Annotated in this window: 25 protein-coding genes, 1 pseudogene and 1 riboswitch; of the genes and pseudogenes, 16 read left to right on the top strand and 10 right to left on the bottom strand. The window is 69.0% G+C overall.

Annotation, left to right across the window (positions count from 1 at the left end; all coding sequences use genetic code 11):
• Window positions 1–8 precede the first annotated feature (8 nt).
• A complete protein-coding gene (locus AB0J78_RS20800) occupies window positions 9–134 on the top strand; it encodes a hypothetical protein (protein WP_363791396.1) in 126 nt (41 codons plus the stop codon).
• A gap of 182 nt (window positions 135–316) precedes the next feature.
• Here the strand turns inward: AB0J78_RS20800 and AB0J78_RS20795 are convergent, their stop codons facing one another.
• The 5 genes and pseudogenes from AB0J78_RS20795 to AB0J78_RS20775 form a co-directional block, all read right to left on the bottom strand.
• Window positions 317–1,111, bottom strand: a complete 795-nt coding sequence (locus AB0J78_RS20795) for an SDR family oxidoreductase (protein WP_363791394.1) — start codon at window positions 1,109–1,111, stop codon at window positions 317–319.
• Between the two features lie 3 nt (window positions 1,112–1,114).
• A pseudogene (locus AB0J78_RS20790) lies at window positions 1,115–2,463 on the bottom strand (MFS transporter).
• A gap of 95 nt (window positions 2,464–2,558) precedes the next feature.
• The gene (locus tag AB0J78_RS20785) at window positions 2,559–3,557 is read right to left on the bottom strand and encodes an alcohol dehydrogenase catalytic domain-containing protein (RefSeq protein WP_363791392.1); all 999 of its coding nucleotides are present in this window, start codon (window positions 3,555–3,557) and stop codon (window positions 2,559–2,561) included.
• Window positions 3,558–3,588: 31 nt separating this feature from the next.
• A complete protein-coding gene (locus AB0J78_RS20780) occupies window positions 3,589–4,128 on the bottom strand; it encodes a 2,4'-dihydroxyacetophenone dioxygenase family protein (protein WP_363791390.1) in 540 nt (179 codons plus the stop codon).
• Between the two features lie 155 nt (window positions 4,129–4,283).
• The gene (locus tag AB0J78_RS20775) at window positions 4,284–5,096 is read right to left on the bottom strand and encodes an IclR family transcriptional regulator (protein ID WP_363791388.1); all 813 of its coding nucleotides are present in this window, start codon (window positions 5,094–5,096) and stop codon (window positions 4,284–4,286) included.
• Between the two features lie 367 nt (window positions 5,097–5,463).
• Between AB0J78_RS20775 and AB0J78_RS20770 the strand changes: the two genes are divergently transcribed.
• The 8 genes from AB0J78_RS20770 (at window position 5,464) to chrA (ending at window position 13,528) form a co-directional block, all read left to right on the top strand.
• Window positions 5,464–6,816 carry an MFS transporter gene (locus AB0J78_RS20770; protein ID WP_363791386.1) on the top strand — a complete coding sequence of 451 codons (1,353 nt, stop codon included), beginning with the start codon at window positions 5,464–5,466 and terminating at the stop codon, window positions 6,814–6,816.
• Between the two features lie 62 nt (window positions 6,817–6,878).
• A complete protein-coding gene (locus AB0J78_RS20765; RefSeq protein WP_363791384.1) occupies window positions 6,879–7,811 on the top strand; it encodes a 3-keto-5-aminohexanoate cleavage protein in 933 nt (310 codons plus the stop codon).
• Window positions 7,812–7,822: 11 nt separating this feature from the next.
• Window positions 7,823–8,803 carry a 3-hydroxyacyl-CoA dehydrogenase family protein gene (locus AB0J78_RS20760; protein WP_363791382.1) on the top strand — a complete coding sequence of 327 codons (981 nt, stop codon included), beginning with the start codon at window positions 7,823–7,825 and terminating at the stop codon, window positions 8,801–8,803.
• Between the two features lie 50 nt (window positions 8,804–8,853).
• A complete protein-coding gene (locus AB0J78_RS20755) occupies window positions 8,854–9,945 on the top strand; it encodes a LacI family DNA-binding transcriptional regulator (protein WP_363791380.1) in 1,092 nt (363 codons plus the stop codon).
• A gap of 17 nt (window positions 9,946–9,962) precedes the next feature.
• The gene (locus AB0J78_RS20750; RefSeq protein WP_363791378.1) at window positions 9,963–10,994 is read left to right on the top strand and encodes a 2-dehydropantoate 2-reductase; all 1,032 of its coding nucleotides are present in this window, start codon (window positions 9,963–9,965) and stop codon (window positions 10,992–10,994) included.
• 134 nt (window positions 10,995–11,128) lie between these two features.
• A complete protein-coding gene (locus tag AB0J78_RS20745) occupies window positions 11,129–11,632 on the top strand; it encodes a Chromate resistance protein ChrB (protein ID WP_363791376.1) in 504 nt (167 codons plus the stop codon).
• Window positions 11,629–12,060 carry a chromate resistance protein ChrB domain-containing protein gene (locus AB0J78_RS20740; RefSeq protein WP_363791374.1) on the top strand — a complete coding sequence of 144 codons (432 nt, stop codon included), beginning with the start codon at window positions 11,629–11,631 and terminating at the stop codon, window positions 12,058–12,060. Before AB0J78_RS20745 ends, AB0J78_RS20740 begins: the two co-directional genes overlap by 4 nt.
• Window positions 12,061–12,103: 43 nt before the next feature.
• Window positions 12,104–13,528, top strand: a complete 1,425-nt coding sequence (chrA, locus tag AB0J78_RS20735; protein ID WP_363791372.1) for a chromate efflux transporter — start codon at window positions 12,104–12,106, stop codon at window positions 13,526–13,528.
• A 12-nt stretch (window positions 13,529–13,540) separates the two neighbouring features.
• Here chrA and AB0J78_RS20730 read toward each other — a convergent pair whose 3' ends face one another.
• Entirely contained in the window at window positions 13,541–14,098 is a 558-nt protein-coding gene (locus AB0J78_RS20730) for a hypothetical protein (RefSeq protein ID WP_363791370.1), read from the bottom strand.
• Window positions 14,099–14,317: 219 nt separating this feature from the next.
• Window positions 14,318–14,491, top strand: a riboswitch (cobalamin riboswitch).
• Between the two features lie 27 nt (window positions 14,492–14,518).
• On the opposite strand from AB0J78_RS20730, the gene AB0J78_RS20725 reads away from it, so the two are divergent.
• Together AB0J78_RS20725 and AB0J78_RS20720 are read left to right on the top strand one after the other, a co-directional pair.
• A complete protein-coding gene (locus tag AB0J78_RS20725; RefSeq protein WP_363791368.1) occupies window positions 14,519–14,713 on the top strand; it encodes a CbtB-domain containing protein in 195 nt (64 codons plus the stop codon).
• An 11-nt stretch (window positions 14,714–14,724) separates the two neighbouring features.
• Window positions 14,725–15,474, top strand: coding sequence for a CbtA family protein (locus AB0J78_RS20720; RefSeq protein WP_363791366.1), 750 nt, complete (start codon window positions 14,725–14,727; stop codon window positions 15,472–15,474).
• 119 nt (window positions 15,475–15,593) lie between these two features.
• Here AB0J78_RS20720 and AB0J78_RS20715 read toward each other — a convergent pair whose 3' ends face one another.
• Genes AB0J78_RS20715 through AB0J78_RS20705 form a run of 3 tightly spaced genes read right to left on the bottom strand, consistent with a single transcriptional unit; the run spans window position 15,594 to window position 19,100 of the window.
• Window positions 15,594–16,928: an MFS transporter gene (locus AB0J78_RS20715; protein ID WP_363791364.1), complete on the bottom strand. Its 1,335-nt coding sequence runs from the start codon at window positions 16,926–16,928 to the stop codon at window positions 15,594–15,596.
• Window positions 16,929–16,965: 37 nt separating this feature from the next.
• Complete coding sequence (locus AB0J78_RS20710; RefSeq protein WP_363791362.1) at window positions 16,966–17,967, bottom strand: PDR/VanB family oxidoreductase; 1,002 nt, start codon at window positions 17,965–17,967, stop codon at window positions 16,966–16,968.
• A complete protein-coding gene (locus AB0J78_RS20705) occupies window positions 17,967–19,100 on the bottom strand; it encodes an aromatic ring-hydroxylating dioxygenase subunit alpha (RefSeq protein WP_363791360.1) in 1,134 nt (377 codons plus the stop codon). Before AB0J78_RS20705 ends, AB0J78_RS20710 begins: the two co-directional genes overlap by 1 nt.
• A gap of 110 nt (window positions 19,101–19,210) precedes the next feature.
• Here AB0J78_RS20705 and AB0J78_RS20700 point away from each other — a divergent pair, with 110 nt between their 5' ends.
• Window positions 19,211–19,795: a PadR family transcriptional regulator gene (locus AB0J78_RS20700; RefSeq protein WP_363791358.1), complete on the top strand. Its 585-nt coding sequence runs from the start codon at window positions 19,211–19,213 to the stop codon at window positions 19,793–19,795.
• Window positions 19,796–19,905: 110 nt separating this feature from the next.
• On the opposite strand, the gene AB0J78_RS20695 is transcribed toward AB0J78_RS20700, so the two are convergent.
• On the bottom strand, window positions 19,906–20,580 hold the full coding sequence (locus AB0J78_RS20695; RefSeq protein ID WP_363791356.1) for a TetR/AcrR family transcriptional regulator: 675 nt from the start codon (window positions 20,578–20,580) through the stop codon (window positions 19,906–19,908).
• A 275-nt stretch (window positions 20,581–20,855) separates the two neighbouring features.
• Between AB0J78_RS20695 and AB0J78_RS20690 the strand changes: the two genes are divergently transcribed.
• The 4 genes from AB0J78_RS20690 to AB0J78_RS20675 all read left to right on the top strand — a co-directional run bounded on the left by AB0J78_RS20690 (window position 20,856) and on the right by AB0J78_RS20675 (window position 24,933).
• Window positions 20,856–21,650 carry an enoyl-CoA hydratase-related protein gene (locus tag AB0J78_RS20690; protein WP_363791354.1) on the top strand — a complete coding sequence of 265 codons (795 nt, stop codon included), beginning with the start codon at window positions 20,856–20,858 and terminating at the stop codon, window positions 21,648–21,650.
• Window positions 21,651–21,688: 38 nt separating this feature from the next.
• Complete coding sequence (locus AB0J78_RS20685; protein WP_363791352.1) at window positions 21,689–22,837, top strand: acyl-CoA dehydrogenase family protein; 1,149 nt, start codon at window positions 21,689–21,691, stop codon at window positions 22,835–22,837.
• 68 nt (window positions 22,838–22,905) lie between these two features.
• Window positions 22,906–23,652 carry a 3-oxoacyl-ACP reductase family protein gene (locus tag AB0J78_RS20680; RefSeq protein ID WP_363791350.1) on the top strand — a complete coding sequence of 249 codons (747 nt, stop codon included), beginning with the start codon at window positions 22,906–22,908 and terminating at the stop codon, window positions 23,650–23,652.
• A gap of 75 nt (window positions 23,653–23,727) precedes the next feature.
• Entirely contained in the window at window positions 23,728–24,933 is a 1,206-nt protein-coding gene (locus tag AB0J78_RS20675; RefSeq protein WP_363791348.1) for an acyl-CoA dehydrogenase family protein, read from the top strand.
• Window positions 24,934–24,936 lie beyond the last annotated feature (3 nt).

Below are 24,936 nucleotides of genomic sequence, written 5' to 3'. Positions count from 1 at the left end.
GACGCAGCATGACCACACCGCAGCACGGCGCAGGAACCCGGATCGCGATCGACTGGACCACGCTCAGCATCGGACTCGTCATGCTGCTGGTCCTCGCCACGGTGATGCTGTCCGTGTTCGTCGTCGGCGCCTAGCTCTGAGCAGCGGACAGCATCGAGCCCGACCGGCCCCGAAAGATCAACCCCCGTGGGGAAATCCTGACTCCGCGTGAAGTGCGTGCGCGGACTTCGTCGAGGTGTCCCAGCTGCTGGTTTGGGGCGCACCCGGCCAGCAGCTGGGACGTGACGGAATCGTGCGAGGCGCTCGTGGGCTGGATCTAGCGTGCCAGCCAACCGCCGTCGACGGTCAGGACGCTGCCGGTGACATAACCGGAGGCGTATGAGGCCAGGTAGACGACGGCTCCGGCGAGGTCGTCGGCGTCGCCCCACCGGTCGGCTGGCATCCTGTCCCGCATCGCCTCGTACTTGGTCGCGTCTTGGCGGTGCGCTGCGGTGAAGTCGGTGAGCATGTAGCCGGGTGCGATGGCGTTGACGCGCACGCCGTGCGCGGTCCACTCGTTGGCCAGTGCCCGGGTGAGGCCCAGCAGCCCGTGCTTGGAGGCCGCGTACGCGGGGACCTCGACTCCGCCCTGGAAGCTGTTGATCGAGGCTACGTTGATCACGCTTCCGGGCGTCCCGGTGTCGGTGAGCGCTTGCGCGAATGCCTGGGCCAGCATGAACGGTGTCGTGAGGTTCAGGTCGATCACCGCGTGCCAGTCCTCGGCGCTGGTGCGCATCGCCGGACCGCGCCGAATCGTGCCCGCGTTGTTGACGAGCACGCAGGTGTCCGGCGCCGCGCTGAGCGCCTGGCCGATCAGCTCCTGGGCGGCCGCAGGACTCAGCGATCGCAGGTCGGCCTGGTGCGCGTGGCACAGCGCTCCGCGCGACTCGACTTCCCTCGCCAGTTCGGCGAGCGGTGCGGCGTCGAGGGCGACGATGTCGGCGCCGGCTTCCGCGAGCGCGAGCGCCATCGCCCTGCCGAGCCCTCTGGCCGCACCCGTGACGATGGCGGTGCGCCCGTGCAGTCGGAAGAGGTCCAATGAGCTGGACGGCCGGTCTCGGGATGGTTGCATCGGTCAGCTGCTCCCGAGCTCGTCGAGCGTCCGGTCGTGGCGCAGGGAGGATCCGGCCGTCTCCCTGGCGGCGGCGACGGCGACCAGCGTGATCACCGCGGCGATCGCGAGGTAGATGCTGACCGCGGTGGTGTTGCGCTCGTCGACGGTTCCGAGCAGGGCGACGGAGATCATCGGCGCGAGGCCGCCGGCGAACACCGATGCCAGCTGGTAGCCCAGCGAGGCGCCGCTGTAGCGGACGGTCGTGCCGAACAACTCGGAGAACAGCGCGGCCTGGGGTGCGTACATGAAGGTCGTGAAGCTCAGGCCGATCACGATGGCCAGCGTGATCATCAGCGGGTCGCCGGTGTCGACCATCGGGAAGAACACGAAGCCCCAGATCCCGGTGCCGATCGCGCCGATGAGGTAGAGCGGGCGGCGTCCGACCCGATCCGACAGCGCGCCGATCACGGGAGTCAGGACGAGCTGGGCCGCGGAGCCTGCCAGGACGCCGACGATGGCCACGGACTTGGGCATGTGCATGTAGGTCACCAGGTAGGTGAGCACCACGATCGAGAAGATGTAGTAGGCGATGTTCTCGGTCATGCGCAGCCCCATCGCGATCAGCACCTCGCGGGGGTAGTTGCGGAGGACCTGCAGCAGCGGAGCGCGCTTGTCGGGCTCGGCTTCACGAACGGCCTTGGCCTCGGCGAAGACCGGGGATTCCTCGATGCTGAGCCGGACCCACATGCCGATGAGCACCAGCAATGCGCTGAGCAGGAACGGGATTCGCCATCCCCACGCCTGGAAGTCCTGATCGGACTGGACCGCGGCGAGCACCCACAGCACCGCCGCCGACAGCAGGTTGCCCGCGGAACGCCGGCCTGGGGCCAGGAGGACCAGAACCCGCGTCGGGTGTCGTCGCCGTGCTCGGCAGCCATGAGCACGGCGCCGCCCCACTCGCCGCCGACCGCGAATCCTTGCAGCATGCGGCAGGTCAGCAGCAGCAGGGGAGCGGCGATGCCGACGGTGGCGTAGGTCGGCAGGAGGCCGATCGCGAAGGTCGCGGCGCCCATGAGCAGGAGGCTGACGACCAGCATGGTCTTGCGGCCGAGCCTGTCACCGAAGTGCCCGAAGATGATGCCGCCCAGCGGGCGGGCGACGAATCCGATCGCGTAGGTGCCGAAGGCGAGCATGGTCGCCGCTGCTGGTTCGGATTCGGGGAAGAACAGCGGTCCGAATACCAGCGCGGCGGCGGATCCGTAGAGGAAGAAGTCGTACCACTCGATCGCGGTGCCGATCAGGCTCGCGAACACGACCTTGCCGATCGATGTGCGCGATGAGGTGCGCGTGGTGGTGCCGTTTCTGGCCATGGTGTCTCCTCCTTGAAACGCCGGCCCATGCGTGGAATGAATTGAGGTGGGACGGAACTAATGGGAATGGCGGGGTGTCACATCGCGTGCCTGGTTCAGGGAACGAGCACGGCCTTGAAAACCTCAGCCGCCGCAGCTGTTTCGAGCGCCCGGACGCCCTCGGACAGGGGGAAGGTCGTGACCAGGGAGGACCACGGCTCGGGGTCTGCCGCCAGTGTGCTCATGGCGTCGCGGTAATCCACCGCCAGCGAGCCGTAGCTTCCCTGCAGTCGAATTTCGTTGCGGGTCAGCACGTTCACGTCCGGATCGGTGGTGCCGCCGAACAGCGCCGGAACCACCACGGTGCCGCCGGATCTGATCTGGTGCACCGCCGCGTTGAGCGCTTGGGACGATCCCGACGCCTCGACCCAACCGCCGGGACGCGTCCCGGAACTCTCGCCGGCGACCCTGGTCTCCAGTCCCAACGAGGCGGCGACCGCGAGCCGTTGCCGACGGTCCCGCTCGGCACCCACCAGCACGACGCGGTGGCCGCGTTGTCGCAGCAGCAGGGCGATCATCAGACCGATCGGACCTGGACCGCTGACCACCGCGTCGTGGGCGGCTTCGGCGCGTTCGAGGTGCTTGACCGCCCGGAGCGCCACCGAGAGCGGCTCTGTGAGCACCAGCGTGCTCGCGGGCAGGTCGACCTCGACCGGAACGAGCCGCCGTTGGTCGATGGTGAAGTGCTCCGCCGCCGCCCCGTCGAAGGACAACCCGAGCACCGTCCGGTCCGGGCAGATCTGCCGGAGACCTTCGCGGCAGGTCGGGCAGTCTCCGCAGCCGTCGATGGACACGGGCACGACTCGGCGCCCGACCCATCCTCGATCGGCCCCCGGGCCGGCGGCGACCACTTCGCCGATCGCCTCGTGCCCCAGCGTCACCGGTGTCCGCACCCAGTCGTAGCCCGCGTCCTGGCGCCACGCGTGGACGTCGCTGCCGCACAGCCCGCACGCCTCCGTGCGCACCAGCACGTGCCCGGCGGGCGGGCGGGGGATCTCCCGCCCGCCGACACCGGCGTCCTCGGAAATGCCGCTGCGCTTGACCAGCGCGTTCATGGTCCCGTCCGAGAGAGGCGCTGCTGCGGGCTCAGCGGATGAACTGATCGACATAGTCCGCGCCGAGACCCACGGCCGCGTAGTGCTCGCGCGCGGCTTCGAGCTTGGTGAACACGTCCTCGACACCGACCGGGTTGCCGTCCGGGTCGACGTAGATGTAGGCGCCGGTGACGTGGAACATGGTCACCATCTCCTGCACGCCGTCGGGCACCTCGAGGGTGTGGATGTCGCCCGGCGGCTCGAAGGCGTAGCTGCCTTCCTCGGCCCACCAGTCGTGCTCCAGGTAGTGCCAGCGGCCCTTGAGCGTGGTCGCGTGCACCGGTCCCGCGTGCCGGTGGCGGGACAGGATGCCCGTCTTGCGGACCCGGAGGATGTTGACGAAGTAGCCCTGGCTCACCGACAGCAGCAGCGGCCGGAAGGTCACGTCCGGAGCCTGGGGAACCCACAACCGCTCATCGCAGTCCAGGCCCAGGACCTGCGGAACCACCAGGTCCTCGAGCATGCCGTAGGGCTTCTCGCCGCGGTACGGCACTGCGGCGTCCTGCTGCGGTCGTTCTGACGTCGTGCTCATGCACCCCTCCTCGAAAACGTCCGGCGGGAACCGGCGTTGGTGTTGCGGAGAAGTGATACGTCCGCCGCCGGCGATGCGGCGGAAAAGCTCCTGAACGTCCCGCGAGGCGGTTCAAAGATGTCCGCATCGTGATAAGAGGAGGGTTTGGTTCCGATTCAGGACGGGTCCTGCGACCGAGCCCTGCCCGCTCGCGGGGTGCTGAGGTCGCCGATCTGCTGCGCCGCTCGCCGCACCACCTCGGCGAGGACCGGCTGGCGGTCCCTGTTGAGGATCTCTTCGGGCGAACCCGCGATCGACACGGCCGCCAAGCAGCGGCCGTCGGCGGCCCAGATCGGCGCGCCGATCGCGGCGATGCCGATGGTGTTGTCCTCGGAGCTGACCGCGAACCCGTTGGCCCGCACCTTCCGCACCAGCGCCTCGATGTCGGCCAGACGCCGTGGAGTCCGCTGGGTGAAGGCCTCGGCCTCGCCCCCGCGCTCCTCCACGTGCTCGCGCCAACGCTGGTAGAGCGCTTCGCCGCCGAAGGCGAGCAGCACCCGCGCCCCGGCTCCGGCGTGCAACGGCAGCGAGCCGCCGAACTGGAGGCCGAAGCTGAGCAGTTCGCGTCCGTCGATGCGCTCCACGCACACGGCTCGCAGCCCGCGCAGGACGTGGAGGTAGACGGTCAACCCGGTCTCGGTCCGCAACGCCCGGAGGACGGGCGCCGCGAACCGGTGCTCGATGCCGTGCTCGACAGCCGCCCGCCCGAGCTGCATGAGCGTGAGCCCCAGCGCGTAACGACCGCGCTTGGTGGTCTCCTCGACCCATCCCATCTCCTGCAGGGTGGCGAGCACGCGGTAGATCGTGGTCCGCGGTTCACCGGTCGCCTCAGCGAGCTCGACCACGGTCTGCGGGCCCCGGTACGCCAGCGCTTCCATGAGCGCACCGGCCTTCTCGATGACCCTGACACCGCCGGTGGGCGACCCCATGCTCGTGTCCCTCCTGGCTGAGATGGACCAGCAACTTACCACGATGCGGACATCGAACCTGAGGGGCTCGTGGCGCGCGTGAACACCGTTTCCGCAGCGCCGCAGCGGTGGCCACCAACGACCGGGGCGCGGGCGAAGTCCGGCAGCGCCGCGACCGCCTCCTCAACTCCGATGGGCGCCAGGCGCGCGAGGTTAACGTTGCTTAAGGCGAGAGGCCGTACTTAGCGTGCGTCACACGTCGCCGCTCGAAGTGCCGGGCGGCCGACTCCGATCCGGTTGACGTTCGCCCGATGCCGAAGCTCGCCGGGACTCGAAGCGGGCACCGCGGCACGACCTACACGCCCACGCAACGAGGAAAGGGACAATGATGTCCTCCACTTCCGAGAGTTCGTCCGCGGTGCACGCTGCGGAGGATCCGCGCCTGACGCGGTTGATCACCCGCAAGCTGATGCCGCTGCTGATGATCGCCTACGTCATCTCCTTCATCGACCGCACGAACATCGGACTCGCGAAGTCCCACCTGGAGGCCGATCTCGGCATCTCGGCGGCGGCGTTCGGGCTGGGCGCGGGCTTGTTCTTCCTCGCGTACTCGTTGTGCGAGGTGCCCAGCAACTTCATGATGCACCGCTTCGGGGCGCGGTTCTGGATCACGCGGATCATGGTCACCTGGGGACTGCTGTCGGCAGGCATGGCATTCGTGCAGGGGGAGACCTCGTTCTACGTGATGCGGGTGCTCCTGGGCATCGCCGAGGCCGGTTTCTTCCCGGGGGTCATGCTCTACCTGACCTACTGGTTCACCCGCCGCCAGCGCGCCGCGGCGATGGGCATGTTCCTCGCCGCGGTTCCGGTCGCCAACATCATCGGCGCGCCGCTGGGCGGGGCGATCCTCGGTCTCGATGGTGCTGCCGGTCTTCACGGCTGGCAGTGGATGTTCATCGTGGAGGGGCTGCCTGCGGTCTTCCTCGCGGTGGTCGTCTGGAAGCTGCTGCCCAACGGTCCGCGTGATGCCAAGTGGCTCAGCGAGGAGCAGGCCGGTCGGCTCGAGGCGCACCTCAAGGCCGAGCAGGAGGCCGGTGCCGCGGAATCCGGCACCCACTCCTTCGCCGGCGTGCTCCGGGACAAGTTCATCGTGATGGCCATCGCGATCTACTTCTGCCACCAGATCGCGGTCTACAGCCTCACCTACTTCCTGCCCACGATCATCGATTCGTGGGGCGAGATGAGCAGCTTCACCATCGGCCTGATCACCGCCCTGCCGTGGGTGGCCTCGGCGGCCGGTGCTCTCCTGCTGCCGCGCTACGCGACCAACGCCGCGCGCTCCCGCAGCATCCTGGTGGGCGGACTCGCGGCGATGACGGTCGGATTGCTGATCGCCGCGGTCGCACCGGCCATCGTCGCCCTGCTGGGCTTCTGCCTGACCGCCGCGTGCTTCTTCGTCGTGCAGCCGATCATGTTCGCGGTGCCCTCCACCCGCTTGTCCGGTGCGACGCTGGCAGGTGGAATCGCGCTGATGAACACCCTCGGCATCCTCGGCGGGTTCGTCGGTCCCTACGTGATGGGTCTGCTGGAGGAAGCCACCGGCAGCGCGGTGTCCGGGCTGTGGTTCGTCGCCGCACTCGTGGCGATCGGTGCCGTCCTCGGGCTCGGATTCCCCAAGCGCGACCCGCTCGTTGAGGGGCGTGCCACGAAGCCGGATCAGCAGACCGCGGACCGGGAGTGATCCGGTTTGCGGGGCGTTGCCGGGGATCTCGTCCGTCACTGAAATCGATCTGAGAGGTATCCATGCCTGCGGCCAGGAAAGTCATCATCACCAGTGCCGTCACCGGTGCGATCCACACGCCGTCGATGTCGAAGCACCTGCCGGTGTCGGCCGAGGAGATCGCCGAAGCCGCGATCGGCGCCGCTGAGGCCGGTGCCGCGGTCGTGCACATGCACGCCAGGGATCCCGAGGACGGCCGCCCGTCGCAGAACCCCGAGCACTTCGCGCCGATCCTGGACTCGCTCAAGCGCAACACCGACGCGGTCATCAACCTCACCACCGGCGGTTCCCCGCACATGACGGTCGCCGAGCGGATGCGGCCCGCGGTGGAGTTCAAACCCGAACTGGCGTCGCTGAACATGGGCTCGATGAACTTCGGGCTGTACCCGATGCTCGACCGGTTCAAGGAGTTCGAGCACGACTGGGAGCGGGAGAACCTGGAGAACAGCCGCGATCTGGTCTTCAAGAACACCTTCGCCGACATCGAGACCATCCTCGAGCTCGGCCGCGCGAACGGCACGCGCTTCGAGTTCGAATGCTACGACATCTCGCACCTGAACAACCTCGCGCACTTCCGGGGCCGCGGACTCACCGACGGCCCCCTGTTCGTCCAGTCCGTCTTCGGTCTGCTGGGCGGTATCGGGGCGCACCCCGAGGACCTCATGCACATGCGCCGCACGGCCGATCGGCTGCTCGGTGCGGACTACCAGTGGTCCGTGCTGGGTGCCGGGCGCAACCAGATGCCACTGGCAAGCATCGGTGCCGCGATGGGCGCGCACGTGCGCGTCGGCCTGGAGGACTCGCTGTGGATCGGGCCCGGGCAGCTGGCGGAGAGCAACGCCCAGCAGGTCACGCGCATCCGCACGGTCTTGGAGGCGCTCAACCTCGAGGTCGCCACGCCCGACGAGGCTCGCGAGATGCTGCAGCTCAAGGGCCGCTCGGCTGTGGGCTTCTGATGGGCGGGCAGATGGCGAACCACGACGTGCGCGTCGCGGTGGTCGGCGCCGGGTACATGGGCGGCGGTATCGCCCAGTCCTTCGCGGCTCGCGGCATCGACTGCGTCGTCGTCGACGAGTCGGCGCAGCGTTCGCGGGAGCGGGTGCGGGAGTTGCACGAGGAGGCGGACGAGTTCGCCGCCGACGGGCTGCTCCCCGCAGCGATGGCCGAGGCCGTTCGCGCGCACCTGCGCGCTGCCGAGTCGCTCGACTCGGCGCTGGTCGACGTCAACTACGTCGCCGAGGTGGTCCCCGAGCGGATCGAGGTGAAAAAACCCGTCCTGGAACGGATCTCGGTCGCAGTCGGACCGGAGGTCGTGATCGGGACGAACACCTCGGCGATCCCGATCGGAGAGCTGGCCACGAGTGTCACCGCGCCCGAGCGGTTCCTCGGGGTGCACTGGATGAACCCGGCTCCCTTCGTGCCCAGCGTCGAGGTCATCCCGGGAGCCCGGACGAGCCCGTCGGTGGTCGAGGACGTCGTGGGCTTCCTGCGCGGCATCGGGAAGGTGCCGACCGTGGTCGGCGACTCCCCGGGTTTCGTCGCGAACCGGCTCCAGTACGCGCTGTTCCGGGAGGCCGCGCGCCTGGTGGAGGACGGCGTGGCCGCCCCGGCTCAGGTCGACGAGGTGGTCCGCAACTCCTTCGGCTTCCGGCTGCCGTTCTTCGGCCCGTTCGCCATCGCCGACATCGCCGGCCTCGACGTGTACCGCGACGGGTTCACGACGCTGGAAGCCGCCTACGGCGACCGCATCGGCACCCCGCGCATGCTCGTCGACCAGGTCGAACGGGGACGGCACGGGCTCAAGACCGGGCAGGGCTTCTACGAGTTCGACGACGGCGTCGGCACCGACGTGGCCCGCTACCGCGATCGCGCCTACGCCGGGCTCGACCGGCTGCGCGAGGAACTCGGGGACATCGATCTCGTCGAGCGGCGCGACCAGCTGCGGTGAGGGCTCGGCCTGCGCTGTCCCCCGAGGCGAACGGAGAGGAGGCTACCGGCATGAAGTCGAGCAACCACGGGCGCAAGACGGGCGTCCGAGCCCTCCGGGTCTCCGCCGCGGACGTCGCCAGGGAAGCCGGGGTCACCCCGGCCACGGTCTCCTACGTCTTCAACGGTCGTGGCGGTGTGTCCGCCGAGATGCGCCAACGCGTGCTGCGGATCGCGCGCGAGATGGGCTACCCGCTCGAACGCCACCACGCCAAGCTCGACGCCGACCGCACCCGCGTGCTCGGTCTGGTCCTGGCCCACATCGACAACCCCTTCTACGCCGACGTCGCGGCAGGCACCATCGACGCGGCACGCGGCCAGGACTACGAGGTCTTCCTCGCCCACACCCAGGAGAGCCCGGAGACGCTGGCCGGCGTCGTCGAGGCGATGATCACCCGGCGCGTCGACGGCGTCGTGCTCACGGTGCTGCACCCCGACGACGGCGGGATCGTCCGGCGGCTGCGCCGGGCCAGGATGCCCTTCGTGCAGTTGATCCGCCGGATCCCCGACCTGCCCGCGGACTTCATCGGCATCGACGACGTCTCAGCGGCCGAGGAGATCCTGGGTCACGTCGTCGGGCACGGGTACACCGACCTCGCGGTGGTGACCGGACCGCACAACTCGTCGTCGTCGGGCAGCAGGGCGGAGGCGTTCGTCGCCACGGCGCAGCGGCTCGGCGCCCCGGTGCCGTCGCACCGCCGGTTCACCACGAGCCTCACCGCCGAAGGCGGCAACCACGCGGCCCAGCACCTGATCGAAACCGGGGATGTGCCCCGCGCGATCGTCTGCGGATCGGACGCGATCGCCTCCGGCGTGATCGGAAGCCTGCGCGGGAACGGGATCAGGATCCCCGAGGACGTCGCCGTCACCGGCATCGACGGGGTCTTCCCGCCCGCCTCGATGCTGGCCGAGCTGACCACCATCTGCGTACCCCGCAGGCACATGGCGGAGTTGGCCGTCGACCAGCTCATCCGCCGGATCGATGGCGCGGGAGGGCCCACCCGCGAATCCATCCGGCCCTACGAACTCCACATCGGCACCACCTGCGGTTGCCCGCCGCATGCGATCCCCCCGGTGCCCGGCGCGCTCGCCCGCGCCACCTGAACCTCGAAGGAGCGAACATGCCAGAACGCATCATCGTCGTCGGAGGCGGCGCGATCGGCGGGGTCGCGGCCGCGCAGATGACCAGCGCGGGCCACGACGTCACGGTGCTCGACGCCGACCACCGGCACGTCACCTCGCTTCGCGACCCGGGACTGCTGTTCGAGCAGGTCGACGGCCAGGTCTCGCGCCGCCGCCTGCAGGCCGTCTCGGACCCGGCGGAACTGGCAGGGCACTTCGATTTCGCGCTTCTCACCGTGAAATCCCTCGCGCTGCGGCCTGCCGTCACACCGCTGGTCGAGGCCGGACTGGTGGACACCTACGTCGCGCTGGGCAACGGCCTGGTCCACGACCTCGTGCAGTCCCTGGTCGGGCGGGAGCGGTTGATCGTCGGTCTGATCGAGTGGGGAGCGACCAACCTCGGTCCCGGGCACCTGCAGCAGACCACCGACGCCCCCACGGTCGTCGGCGAGCTCGACGGCAGCAGCACCGAACGGCTCTCCAGGCTGCGACAGATCCTCGCGGCCATCGCCGAAGCGAAGACCACCGCCACCATCGCCAGCCAGGTGTGGACCAAACTCCTGCTCAACAGCACCTTCTCGGGCCTCGGCGCAGCGGGCGGCTGCCTGTACCGGGACGTGGTGGCCGACCCGGTCGGGCGCGAGGTGGGCCTGCAGCTCTGGCGCGAGGGCTACGACACCGCCCGCGCCCTGGGCATGACGCTGGGGGAGGTGTTCGCGACCCCGGCCGATCAGCTGGTCACCCGCGACGCCACCGACCGCGCGGCCGCCGAGGACGCCCTCGATCGGCTCATGGTCCGGGCAGGGCCCACCAAGGCGTCGATGCTCCAGGACCTGCAGCGGTCCCGCCCGACGGAGGTCGACGTCATCAACGGCGGCGTCGCTGAAGCGGCCCGGAGCATCGGCCGCGAAGCACCGCTGAACGCGGAACTGACCCGGATCATCCACGAGATCGAGTCGGGCGCGTTTCAAGCGGGCCCCGAGGCCTTCCGCCGCCTGGCCAGGATCAGCGGCGACGTCGGAGCCCGGTGACGTTCCGACAACACCCCTGATCCGGCTCGCCCCACACCCACGATCCAGCGCGCTGACGCTCGTGCTGTCCCACGAAGTGGTCGTGCCCTTCTCGTGTCTTGTTGTAACCGTGGTTGCAATGCAACCCTGGTTGCATGACGTTGGACAGTGCCGAGGGCTCGCCGGGGGAGTGGGTGCTGCTGTCGTACCGCATGCCGCGGGAACCCTCCACGCCGCGGATCGCGGTGTGGCGCAAGCTCAAGCGCTTGGGCGTGGCTCAGCTCGCCGACGGCGTGGTCGGGTTGCCCGCAGACGCTCGCACGCGGGAGCACCTGGAGTGGCTCGCTGACGAGGTCATCGACGCCGGTGGAACGGCGGGCATCTGGACGGCTCGGCCCGCGACTGCGGCGCAGGAGCGGGAGCTGGCCGGGAGCATGGCCGCGGCACGTTCGGAGGAGTACCGGGCGATCATCGCCGAGGCCGGCGAGGCGGCTGGTCTCGACGAGGGCGGGCGGACGTCGGCCGCGCGGCGGCTGCGAGCCGAGCTGCGCCGGGTGACCCGACGCGACTACTTCCCGCCCGACGAGCGCGACCACGCCCGGCAGGCCGTCGACGCCTTGGTGCGGCCAGTGGCCGAAGTGGATCAGGAGGCGCGATGAAGTGGGCCACGCGAGCGAACATTCACATCGATCGAGCCGCCTGCGCCTGGTTGATCCGGCGTGCGGTCGACGGCGATGCGCAGTTCGTGTTCGTCGCCGACCCGGCCGACGTGCCTGAGGACGCGACGCCGTTCGACATGCGCGGGGTCGAACTGTCGCACCACCACGGCGATTGCAGCTTCGAGACCATCCTGCACCGCTACGAGATCACCGATCCCGTGCTGTGGCGCATCGCCGAGATCATCCACGAAGCCGACATCGACGACGAGCGCTACGACGCTCCCGAAGCACCTGGTTTCGACGTGGCGCTGCGGGCTTTGTCGATGGTCTGCGACGACGAAGAGGTGCTGGCCCACACGCGGCCGATCTTCGACGGGCTCTACGAGTACTACCGCCGCGCGACCCTTCTCGGTCGCGAACCTGCCTGACAACCCCGGCTTTTCACGCCCGCCATTGGAGGAATGGTCGTCGATGACGCACGACTCGGCCCACGGCCGCAACGAGCACGCCAACCCGGATGCGACCGAGGGAGCGCCGCGGCCCGACACCGACCTGGTGCCGTTCCGGCAGGCGGTGCGCACGTGGTTCGGGATCTCGTTGCAGACCTTCGGTGGGCCTGCTGGGCAGATCGCGGTGATGCAGCGGACCTTGGTGGAGCAGAAGCGCTGGATCGGTCAGCGGCGGTTCCTGCACGCGCTGAACTACTGCATGTTGCTGCCCGGTCCAGAAGCTCAGCAGTTGGCCATCTACATCGGATGGTTGCTCAACGGTCTGCGCGGTGGCCTGGTCGCCGGCGTCCTGTTCGTGCTTCCCGGCGTGGTCGCGTTGCTCGGGTTGTCGGCGATCTACGTGGCCTTCGGTGACACGACCGCGGTCACCGCGATCTTCGCCGGCCTGGCACCGGCGGTGGTGGCCATCGTCGCCCAGGCCGTGGTCCGAGTGGGTCGGCGGGCGCTGGGCCATCCCGCGCTCATCGCACTGGCCGTCGGGGCGTTCGTGGCCATCGCCGTGTTCGGCATCGCCTTCCCGATCGTCATCGCCGCCGCCGGTCTGATCGGCTGGCTGCTGGCCCGGTTCGCCCCGCACATCATGAACCGCGCCGAGAGCGACGGTGCCGCTGACGGCACGGCACCGCTGATCTCCGACGGCGCTTTGCACCACGAGACGCCCTCGCTGCGCCGCGGGCTGCAGATCCTGGCGGTCGGGCTGATCGCCTGGGGGCTGCCGGTCGCAGCGGTCGCCCTGTTCACCGGTGCGGGCAGCGTGTTCACCACGCAGGGGGTGTTCTTCTCCGGAACGGCACTGGTCACCTTCGGTGGCGCCTACGCCGTTCTGGCCTTCGTCGCGCAGCGCGCCGTGGAGGTCTACGGGTGGCTGTCGGCCTCGGACATGGTGCGCGGCCTGGCGTTGGCCGAGACGACTCCGGGGCCGCTGATCATGGTGGTGCAGTTCGTCGCCTTCCTCGGCGCGTACAACAATCCGGGGACGCTCAACCCGTGGGTCGCCGCCGTGCTGGGCGCGCTGCTGACGACGTGGGTGACGTTCGTGCCGTGCTTCCTGTTCATCCTGCTGGGCGCCCCGCACGTCGAACGACTCCGCCACAACCACGCGCTGTCGGCCGCGCTGACCGGGATCACCGCCGCTGTGGTCGGTGTGATCGCCAACCTCGCCCTGTACTTCGCAGGCCACACCCTGTTCGCCAGCACGCATCTCCAGCAGCTCGGGCCCCTGTCGCTGAACCTGCCCGATCTGGCCAGCATCCGGCCTGTCGCAGCCGCCATCACCGCGATCGCCCTCGTGCTCGTGTTCGCCCTGCGCTGGCCGATGCTGAGGGTGCTGGCGATCTGCGCTGGACTCGGCGCCGCAGCCGCCCTCGTCGGGCTACCGGTCTCCTGATCGGTTCGACGCTCACCCGCGTGGGGGCCGCCTGGATCGGGGTGCGTTGTGGAGCACGCACTCGGTGCAGCAACCGACGTTGGCGCGCCACAGCTGGCAGCAGGTTCGGCGCCGGGAGCGCAGACCGCGTGGTGTGCTGCTGAGGTCGAGCAGGTCGTCGCGTCCGGTGGCGTTGCGCAGTTCAACGGCGGTGTCGAAGACGTTCCCGCCGGCCCCGTCGGTGGCCATGCGCCGGAGCACTTCACCGATCAAGCCGACGGCGTTGCCCCAGTACTGGTCGCTGTCGGGCGGCGGACCGCCCAGGGAGGCGAGTCCCTCCGTGAGGGGCGAGAGGAAACCGGAAACGGTGGTCCACCAGGAATTTTCGGTGGCATGGGGGTCGAGGACGAGTCCCTGCAGCATCCCCCGGTCGTCGACCGCGGCCCGTGCGGTGGCCAGCGAGGGGATGGGCAGGCCCAGGTGGCGTTCGGGAACCGTCGCGCACAACGCGAGCCAGGACGCGCGGAAGGCGACGAGAACGGTTGCGGCCCGGTGGTGTTGAAAACCGCCCAGCCGCTGCCATTCTCGCACGTTGCAGGAGAGCAGGCCGGAAAGCGGACGGCAGAACTCCGCCCACGGCAAGAGTTTCCCGGGATGCTCGGGTGCGCGAGCGAGGGATCGGGTGCATCGGTCCAGCAGGCGAGCGGTCGAATCGTCCACGAAGTCATTGCACCTGAACAACGGTCGTGCGCAAGGCGCGCGGTGACGTTCGTCGCTTGATCGGCTGTTGTGCCCGCGCGGATCTCCCTCTACCGTTCCGGATGCCGCAGTGCACGGGAAGCCGGTGGAAATCCGGCGTGGTCCTCGCCACTGTGACCGGGGAGCGACCCTGACAGCGCCACTGGACACCGGCAGGTGACTGGGAAGGCCAGGGGAAGCGTCGATCCGGAAGCCAGGAGACCGGCTGCGGCACGCACCGAGTTCCACGAGAGATGGAAAAGAGGATTCGACATGACCGCTCCTGCTCTGTCCGCTGCCGCACCACGCATCCACGTTCCGGCCTGGGCTTGGGCGCTCGCCGCGTTCGCCCTGGTGGCCTTGTACGTCGTGCTGCAGGACAACGGCCTCCTGCTCGCGCAGGCCGCCGATGTCGTGCACGAGTTCACCCACGACGGCAGGCACGCCCTCGGCGTCCCGTGCCACTGAGCGGGGGCGTGATGAGCTCGCCGTTCAACGCGATCCTCCGGCGCGGTCTGCTCGCCGGAGCGTTCGCCGGTCTGACCGCAGCGCTGTTGTCGTTGCTGCTGGTGCAAGCCCCGCTGCAGGCATCGCTCGGGATCGAAGAAGCTCGCTCGCACGCCTCGGGTGAGCACGCGCACGAGGAGATGTTCTCCCGGCCCGTCCAGGTGGTCGGCGGCATGGTCGCCGCCGTGCTGGTGGGGGTGGCCATCGGCGTGATCTTCGCGGTCGTGTTCGCCAGCGTCCGTCATCGGACGACCGCGCGCACCGACTTCGGGCGCAGCCTCCAGCTGACCGCGGTGGGATTCTTCGCGGTGTCGCTGCTGCCCGCGTTGAAGTACCCGGCGAATCCGCCCGGCGTCGGTGAAACCGAGTCGGTGTCGGGCCGGACGCTGGCGTACTTCTCGTTCATCGCCGCAGGCATCCTGATCGTGCTCGCGGCCCACCACCTGCACGGCTACCTGCGGGCCCGCGGGTGGAACCCGAGCCGGTCCACCACCGCCACCGCGGCAGCGACAGCGGTGCTCGCCGGCGTTGCGCTGTGGGCCTGGCCGGCGAACCCCGATCCGATACCGGCCGACGTTCCCGCCGCGTTGCTGTGGCAGTTCCGGCTCGCCTCGCTCGCCGAGCTCGCGGGCATGTGGGCGGTGCTCGGCTTCTCCTTCGGCCTGCTCAACGAGTCCAGCCGCAGCGCAGCCGCAACGGAGGCGTTGGCCACCCAGCGGTAGATGTGCCGCGGCGACGTCGAGGGCGGCGTCGGCTTCCCCCGGCCGACGCGACGAAGTTCGTGCCCCACACCCGATCTCGTGTGGGGCACGAACTTCGCGGCGGACCAGGGCTGGATTCCTCAGGTCGTGACCGGTTCCTCGGCTGCCGGGGCGGATTCCGGGTCGTGCTTGCGCACCGCGACCAGGGCGACCGCGCAGAGCGCGACGACTGCGGCGGCGCCGACGTAGAGCTGGGTCGCCGAGGCGCCCGCGTCCTTGAGCAGCCCCGCGATGGTCGGGGAGAGGATGGCGCCGATCCGGCCCATGCCGAGCGCCCAGCCCATGCCGACGCTGCGGAGGTTGGACGGGTACAGCGGTGGCCCGACGGTGTACGCACCGGCGATGCAGCCGTTGATCAGCGCGCCGACGATGACGCCGATGCCGAATCCGAGCCACAGGATCGAGGTGCTCAGGATGAACACGACCATCATCGCGGCCGACAGCAGGGAGAACCCGATCAGCACGACCCGCGGCGGGCGCACCCGGGCGGCCAGGCCGTAGAGCACGGAGCCGACGGTGCCGCCGATCGAGATCGCCATCCCGGCGGTGACCGCAGCGCTCTTCGAAAGCCCCTCCTCGGCGAGAAGCGTTGGGGTCCAGCTGTTCACGAAGTAGAAGCCGAACATGATGGTGATGAAGATGATCCAGAGCAGGATCGTGGGGGCGAGCAGCTGCCTCAACCAGCCCGAACCGGCCTGCTCGGCGTCCTTGCGAGCCGAGCTCGCCCGGTCGAGGTCGTGCGTGCTGGTGGAGTCCATCCCCATTCGCGCCAGGGTCCGGTTGATGCGCTCCAGGGCACCGCGGGGACGGCGCTGCTCGAGGAAGGCGATCGACTCGGGCAGCAGGACGGCGATGACGATCAGGGCGAGCAGGGTTCCGAAACCGCCGGCGTAGAAGACGATCCGCCAGTCACCACCGACCGTGGTCTTCGCGACGAGGCTCGCGAGGGTCGCGCCGATGCCGTACCCGGCGGTGTAGATGCCGATGGCGAGCCCGCGGTTCTTCGTGTTCGAGAACTCGCTGGCGATCACGTTGGTGCTGGCCAGGATGCCGCCCACGCCGATGCCGGTCACGAGCCGGAAGAGGCCCATCACGAGCACTGAGGGGGCCATCGCGGCGCCGAACATGCCGATCGTGCCCAAGGCGAGGCTGATCAGGATCAGCGGGCGACGCCCGATCAGGTCGGCGAAGGGCGCGAGCAGCATCGAACCCAGGGCCATTCCGATCAGGCCGACCGAGACCAGCAGTCCGAACTGGGAACCGCTGAGACCGAACTCCTCGGTGACCGAGGGGCCGGTGAACGCGACCGCCATGACGTCGAAGCCGTCGAGGCAGTTCATGAAGGTGCAGAGCGCGACGATCAGCCATTGGTAGCCGGACATGGGCGCCGCGCCGATGCGTGCCGTGAGAGTCATGGAAGTATCCAGTGGTGAGGGATCCGTTGCGCCCGGATCAGGTGAGGTGGAGGGTGACGGATGCGCGGTCGCCGGTGTTGCCGGCCACCGTGCGGGAGACGCAGAGGCACAGGTTGGTGCAGCGCTGCTTCTGCGCTTCGCTGAGGAAGACGTCGCGGTGGTCGATCGCGCCTTCGACCCCGACGATCTTGGCCAGGCAGAGTCCGCACTCGCCCTTGCGGCAGTCCGAGAGCGTGTCGATCCCGGCCGCGTTCAGGGCGTCCAGGATCGACGTGTCGGGTGCGACGGCGACCTCCCGGTCGAGCTGGGGGAGGCGGACCACGAACTCCTCGGACTCGAACCGGCCGCTGGACCCGAAGGTCTCGAACCGCAGGTTGGTCCGCGCGAGGGCGTGCTCGGTCCAGCTCGACCTGATCGCGTCCATCAGGCCGATCGGGCCGCACATGTAGAGCTCGGTCGTGGCCGCGTTCGGTGCCGCGGCGATCTCGCCGACCAGACCGGGCACCGACAACGGCGTTCCTTCGTCGTCGACGTGCACCCGGAGCCGATCGCCGTGCTCGGCGCCGAGCACGTCGAGGTAGGCCATGACCCGACGACTGCGGCCGACGAGCACGAGCTCGTAGTCGGCGCCGCGGCGGCGCAGAGCCGAGGCCATCGCGACCAGTGCGGTGACGCCGATACCACCGGCGACCAGGACGTAACGACCGGCGCCGACCGCCAGCGGGAAGCTCTGCATCGGTCCGGTGACGGTGAGCTCGTCACCGACGGCCAACGCGTGCATGGCCTGCGAACCACCTCGCGAGGTGGGGGAGAGCTGCACGCTGAGCGTGATCCGGCGGCCCCCGTCCTCGGATCGCACGACGGAGTAGGAGCGGACCTGCTGTCGGCCCTGGACGGGCAGAGCGACGTCGACGTGCGTGCCGGGCGCCGCGTGCTCGGGGTGTTCGACCTCCAGCACGATCCGGCGGACACCGTCGGCGACGAGGTGGGCTTCGACGACCTGCGCGCGCTGCCAGCGGGACTGCGAGTGGGCCGCCATCAGGCACCCCGGCCCGCAGCGGGAGCCGCCGACGGCCGCCCTTCGGCCGCCAGCATCCGCTCCAGGATCTGGCGGACCCACATGCCGCCCGCGTCGATGTTGAGGCTGTAGAACGCGTGCTCCGGGTTGGCGTCGATCGCGCGCTGCTGGGCGCGCAGCATGTCCTCGTCCTCGCCGAAGACGCCGTGCACGCCTTGGCGCAGCTGGGTGGTGATGGTCTGGCTGTCGAGGCGGTAGTTGCGCATGAAGGCCCAGAAGTAGTGGCTGGTGCGGTCGGTCTCGGGGGTGATCGTGTTCATGACGTACCCGTTGACGCCTTGGCTGCGGTCCCCCTCGGGCGCGCCGGTCCCGGCCTTGGCGACACCGACGTCGATGCAGATCGTGGCCGGCGCCTGGAACCTGATGATCTGCCAGCGGTCGACCTTGCCCTCGAAGCCGGGGAACTTGTCGCGCATGTTCCTCAACCAGAACGGCGGGGCGTCGATGTCGCGCATCCAGCGGGTGACGGTGACCGTGTCGCCTTCGTGGGTCACGTCGAACTCGGACTCGGAGAGCTCCTCCTGGCCGATGCTCGAGGAGTGCACGAACTCCTCGTGGGTGAGGTCCATCAGGTTGTCGAGGACCAGCTGGTAGTTGCAGTCGGCGTGGATGGTCTCGCCGTCACCCGCCCAGGACGGATCGTCCATCTGGTGCATGTCGGGCACGGCGGCCGGATCGGCGAGGTCGGGGTCGCCCACCCACACCCAGACGTAGCGGTAGCGCTCGACGACGGGGTAGGAGGGGACGATCGCGCTCGGGTTGATCGTCTCCTGCGCGGGCATGGCGGTGCAACGACCGGTCGAGTTGTAGCGCAGACCGTGGTAGGGGCACTGCAGCTCGTTGCCGAGGATCTTGCCCTGCGACAGCGGTGCGAGCCGGTGCCAGCAGGCGTCGGCGAGTGCGACGGCGCGCCCCTCGGCGTTGCGCCACAGCGCGAGCGGAACACCGGCCACGGTGCGCGCCAGCGGCTGCTTGCCGGTGACCTCGTGGTCCCAGGCCGCCACGTACCAGGCGTTGCGGGGGTGGTTGAAGATCTTCGCCGCGGCCGTGGTCGGTGCTGCGGTGGCCACCGGTGCGGGGGTTGTGAGCGTCATTGGCCAACTCCCTATGAAGAGAGGTATCTGTTGCGTGAGCCACAAGCTATCTATGGATATAGTGAGTTGGCAAGGGTGGATAGCGTTGCTGATCCGGAAGGGAGGCCATCTTGTCGCTGCGGTACGCGCTGATCGCGCTGTTGACGGGTCGTCCGATGACCGGCTACGACATCTCGAAGAGCTTCAGCCGCTCGGTCGCGCACGTCTGGCACGCCCCGGACTCGCAGATCTACCCCGCGCTCAACCGGATGGAGCGCGACGGACTGCTCACCTCGGTCGAGGTCCCCTGGGGCAAGAAGGGGACCAAGAAGGAGTACCACGTCACCGACGCGGGCCTCGCCGACTTCCGGGAGTGGATGGAGTCGCCCCTGGTGCCGCAGTGGCAGCGCGACCCCGCCTACCTGAAGGCCGCGTACTTCGACTTCGCCGACCCCGAGGCGGTGCGTGAGCAGCTGCGGCAGCAGCAGGCGTACTGGGACGAGCACCTGGCGATGCTCGAGGACACCCGGGCGACCCTCGCCGACCGCACTCACCCCACCCTCGCGGCGCGGATCGCCAAGCTGGACGAGCGCGAGGCAGAGCTGACCGTCCGCTACAAGATCTACGCCTACGACGGACTGATCGCGCGCGCCCGCACCGAGCTGGCGTGGATCCAGGACGGCTTCGCGCTCCTCGACGAGCTGCACGGCAGCTGAAGGCCCCGAGGTCGCGAGGCGGTCAGCGGTGCTCACTGACCTGGCGCTGAGGAGCGCCAGCGGAATGATCTTGGATCAGGTGGGGGTGGATCGCGGGCGGATCGGCTGCGTCAGCCCGTCGCGAGCAGGTGCTCGTACCGGCTCCGGCATTCCGGCTCGAGGAGTGCGCTGAGCAGCAGTGCTGTTTGCTTCGTGACGTAGTCCTCGAACTGCATCGTTCGTTCGAGGTGCCAGTGCTTCAGTGCCCAGCCGTGGGCCATGAGGAGGAAGTCGTGGGCTGCGAGCTCGACGTCCACGTCGACGAGCCGGCCGGAGTCCACACCGCTTCGAATCGAGTTGCGCAGCGGCTCGCTGGTGTCGATCTCCATCTGCTTGATCTTGTTGCGGCCTTCGGGGCTGAGGGTTCCGCTCTCGCGGTAGGTCAGCACCGCGGCGTGCCGGTGCTCGTCGATCACTTCGCAGTGCGCCCGGAACGCGGCTGCGATGCGTTCCACCGGATCGTCACCGGCGGCTTCGATCGCTGCGGGCACTTGGGTGGCGAAGGCGTTGAGGACGTTGACGATCACGGCGAGCAGGAGTTCGTCCTTGTTGCCGAAGTAGCGGTAGATCAGCCCGACGCTGACCGATGCCTCTTCGGCGAGCGCTTGCATCGAGACCCCGTGGAAGCCGTCCCGCTCCATCAGCCGGGCGGCGGCCGTGAGCAACTGCCGGGTGCGCCACTCCGCGCGGACCGCGCGAGCGGCCTCGTTGGGGTCTTGCGGCTCGGACCGGGCTGTCGTGGTCACGTCGGTCTCCCTGCACTTCGGTGAACGTCCGTTCATTCTCGATGGCTCCATGTTCACAGATGCCGCGCGCCCCACCGCTGGGGGCTGCGGCGCGCCTCACGAGTCGCTCCGAGGTCGGCGCGGTTCGTGAGTCTCCCTTGACATCCTGCCAGAAAGTGAACCACTATTCATCGAAAGTGAACGAAGGTTCATTCCGCGTGAATAGGCGTTCGATCCAGCCTCGCTGGCTGTTACGTCGCAGTTCAGCGAGCAGTGTGGGTGAGGAGAGCACGACCATGGGCAGCTACGAGGACATCCAGTACGCGGTCGAAGGCTCGGCCGCCGTGGTGACGATCAACCGGCCGGAGCGCTACAACGCCTTCCGGGGGAAGACGGTCGAGGAGCTGATCGCCGCGTTTCGCGCGGCGTGGGCCGACTCGCGGGTGCGCGTCGTGATCCTCACGGGCGCCGGGGAGAAGGCGTTCTGCACCGGCGGGGACGTCAAGCAGCGCGCTGAGACCGGGGACTACGGGCCCACCGAGAGCGGCCTGTTCGAGATCGGCTACCTGCACAAGCTCATCCGCGACATCCCGAAGCCGGTCATCGCCGCCGTCAACGGCGTGGCGATCGGCGGCGGGCACGTGCTGCACGTGCTGTGCGATCTCTCGATCGCCGCGGAGACCGCCAAGTTCGGTCAGGCCGGGCCTCGGGTGGGCTCGTTCGACGCGGGTTTCGGGTCGGCGTTCCTGGCGCGGGTCGTGGGGGAGAAGCGGGCACGCGAGATCTGGTTCCTGTGCCGCCAGTACGACGCCGCGACGGCCGAGCGCTGGGGCCTGGTGAACGCGGTCGTGCCGGGCGCGGAGCTGTTGAACGAGGCCAAGCGGTGGGCCGAGGAGATCGCGGTGCTGAGCCCGACCGCCATCAAGTTCCTCAAGCAGTCCTTCAACGCCGACACCGATCACCAGGCCGGTTTGAGCAACCTGGCGATGTCCGCGCTCAGCGTCTTCGGCGAGACGGAAGAGGCCCAGGAGGGCGCGTCGGCGTTCGCCGAGAAGCGCAAGCCCGACTTCACCAAGCACGCCACGGTCTGAGACTCGTGATCACTTCGACCACGACCGGGAGTGCGGCGATGGATTTCACGCTGTCCACGGACCAGCGGCGGTACCGAGACGAGGCGCGCCGCTACGCGGAGCAACGCCTCGCCCCCTCGTACCGGGCGCGTGAGGAGAAGGGCTTCGTCGAGCCGGAAGTGCGGCGGGAGATGGGGGAACTGGGGCTCATCGCTCCCGAGCTCCCGGCGTCGCTCGGCGGCCGGGACTGCGACCGGGTCACGACCGGAATCCTCGCCGAGGAGATCGCGCGCGGCGACTTCTCCGTGTCCTACCTGCAGATCGTCGGTTCACTGGTCGGTCAGATCCTGGCCGGCAACGCCGAGCCGGAGATCGCGGCCGAGTGGGTGCCCAAGATCTGCAGCGGGGAGGAGATCGTCGGCATCGGGCTGACCGAACCCCACGCCGGATCCGATGCCGGGATGCCGCGCTTGCGGGCGCGCCGGGACGGGGACGACTACGTCCTCAGCGGAATCAAGTCGCTGTCGTTCTGCAACGAGGCCGCGGCCGTCGTGGTCTTCGCGCGGACCGGTGATCAGGAGGTGCGTGGCAAGGGCATCAGCGCGTTCCTGGTTCCGCTGCACCTGGACGGCGTCACGCGCGAACCGTATCCGGACATGGGCACCAAGGCCGTCGGCCGCGGTGCCGTGCACCTGGATCAGGTTCGGATTCCCGCGAACCACCTCCTGGGAGCGGAAGGCAAGGGCTTCACGCAGGTGATGCAGGGCTTCGACTTCAGCCGTGCCCTCATCGGTCTGCAGTGCGTGGGAATCGCGCAGATCACAGTGGACGAGACCTGGCACTACGTCAGCGAGCGAGAGGCATTCGACAAGCCCTTGAGCAAGTTCCAGGGCGTCTCGTTCCCGTTGGCCGAGGCCGAAACACTGCTGTCGGCCGCCAGACTGCTGTGCTACCAGACGCTTTCGCTGAAGGACCAGGGCTTGCCGCACACCGCGCAGGCCGCGATGTGCAAGTGGTGGGCTCCGAAGACGGCGTTCGACGTCATCCAGAACTGCCTGCTGCTGCACGGCCAGTACGGCTACCGCACCGATCTGCCCGTCGAGCAACGCCTCCGGGACGTGCTGGGACTGCAGATCGGGGACGGCACCGCCCAGATCATGAAACTCATCATCGCCAGGGAGAAGCTCGGGCGCGCCAAGGCGCCGTGAGCCACCCACCGCTGCAACCGCATCGACAACCCGCACCGGCCTCAGCCGGTGAGTGTGGGAGGAACGCAATGGGACGACTGGACAGTCAGATCGCCGTGGTGACCGGCGCGGGCCGGGGAATCGGTCGCGCGATCGCTGAGAAGCTCGCCGAGGAGGGTGCGACCGTCGTGGTCTCCGACATCGACGAGACCACTGCGGCTTCTACCGCTGCGGCGATCGGCGGCAAGTCGATCGGGCTGCGCGCAGACGTGACCTCCAAGGAGTCCGTCGAGGCCATGATCGGTGAGGTGCGCAGCCAGTTCGGGCAGGTCGACGTTCTGGTCAACAACGCCGGCTGGGACAAGGCCGGACCGTTCATCGACAGCGACGAGGCCGACTGGGAGCGAGTCGTCGCGATCAACCTGTTCGGGATGCTCCACACGACCAAGGCCGTGTTGCCGTTGATGGTCGAGCGGGGCAGGGGTGCCATCGTCAACCTGGGCTCCGACGCCGGACGCGTGGGCTCCTCCGGCGAGGCGGTCTACTCGGCCGCCAAGGGCGGCGTGATCGCCTTCACCAAGACGATCGCGCGCGAGGTGGCCCGCGACCAGATCAACGTCAACTGCGTGTGCCCCGGCCCGACCGACACCGAGCTGTTCGCCTCCATCGGCGGAGACAGCCCGAAGCTGCGCGAGGCGCTGACCAAGGCCATCCCGCTCCGCCGCCTCGGGGATCCGCAGGACCTCGCCAACGCGGTGGCGTTCCTCGCCTCCGACGAGGCCAAGTACATCACTGGCCAGACCGTCAGCGTCAGCGGCGGCCTGACGATGAGCTGAGACCCGCGTTGGCGAAACGAGCTCGGCCGAGGAGTTTCCGCGCTGTTCGAGGCATCTCGATCTAGGAGAACGGACATGACAACTGCGACCCCAGCGGCAACGGGTGCGCACAGCGCCACCGGCAGCCTGGCCGACGACTACCTCGACTTGGACTCCTTGCTCTCCGCCGACGAGATCGCACTGCGCGACCGGGTGCGGGCGTTCGTCGGCTCGGAGATCGCACCGCACATCGCCGAGTGGTACGAGTCGGCGACCTTCCCCCGGGAGATCACCACGAAGTTGGGGAACCTCGGCGTGCTCGGCATGCACCTGGACGGCCACGGCTGCGCGGGCCGCAGCGCGGTCGAGTACGGGCTCGCGTGCATGGAGCTCGAGGCCGGGGACTCCGGGCTGCGGACCTTCGTCAGCGTGCAGGGCTCGCTGGCGATGAGCGCGATCCACACGTTCGGCTCCGAGGAGCAGAAGCAGCTGTGGCTTCCGGGCATGGCCGCCGGAGAGCTCATCGGCTGCTTCGGACTGACCGAGCCGACGGCGGGCAGCGACCCGTCGAGCATGCGGACCACGGCCCGCCGAGAAGGTTCGGACTGGGTGCTCTCCGGGCAGAAGCGCTGGATCGGACTCGCGTCGATCGCCGAAGTCGCCGTCATCTGGTCCCAGACCGACGACGGCGTTCGCGGGTTCCTGGTGCCCACGGATTCACCGGGGTTCACCGCGACGCCGATCGAACCGAAGCTGTCCATGCGGGCCTCCATCCAGTGCGACGTCGAGCTGGACGACGTGCGCCTGCCGGCGGATGCGGTGCTTCCCGGAGCAGTCGGGCTCAGAGGACCGTTCTCGTGCCTGAACGAGGCGCGCTACGGGATCATCTGGGGCGCGATGGGCGCCGCTCGCGACAGCTACGAGGCCGCCCTGACCTATGCCGTGGGCCGGACGCAGTTCGACCAGCCGATCGCGGGCTTCCAAACCACCCAGCACAAGCTCGTCGACATGGTGCTGGAGATCCAGAAGGGCACCTTGGTGGCCTTGCGGATCGGGCGGATGAAGGACGCCGGAACGCTGAAGCCGCCGCAGATCTCCTTCGGCAAGCTCAACAACGTCCGCGAGGCGATCGCGATCGCGCGAGAGGCCCGGACCATCCTCGGCGGCAACGGGATCACCCTCGAGCACTCACCGCTGCGCCACGCGAACAACCTGGAGAGCGTGATGACCTACGAGGGCACCAGCGAGATCCACTCCCTGATCATGGGACAGGCCATCACCGGCCTGCCGGCGTTTCGGTAGGAG

The sequence above is a fragment of the Saccharopolyspora sp. NPDC049426 genome (assembly GCF_040676935.1).
In the GTDB taxonomy this organism is placed as follows: Bacteria; Actinomycetota; Actinomycetes; order Mycobacteriales; family Pseudonocardiaceae; genus Saccharopolyspora.
Note: the sequence above shows the minus strand (reverse complement) of the source record. Positions and strands in the feature narration are given on the sequence as shown.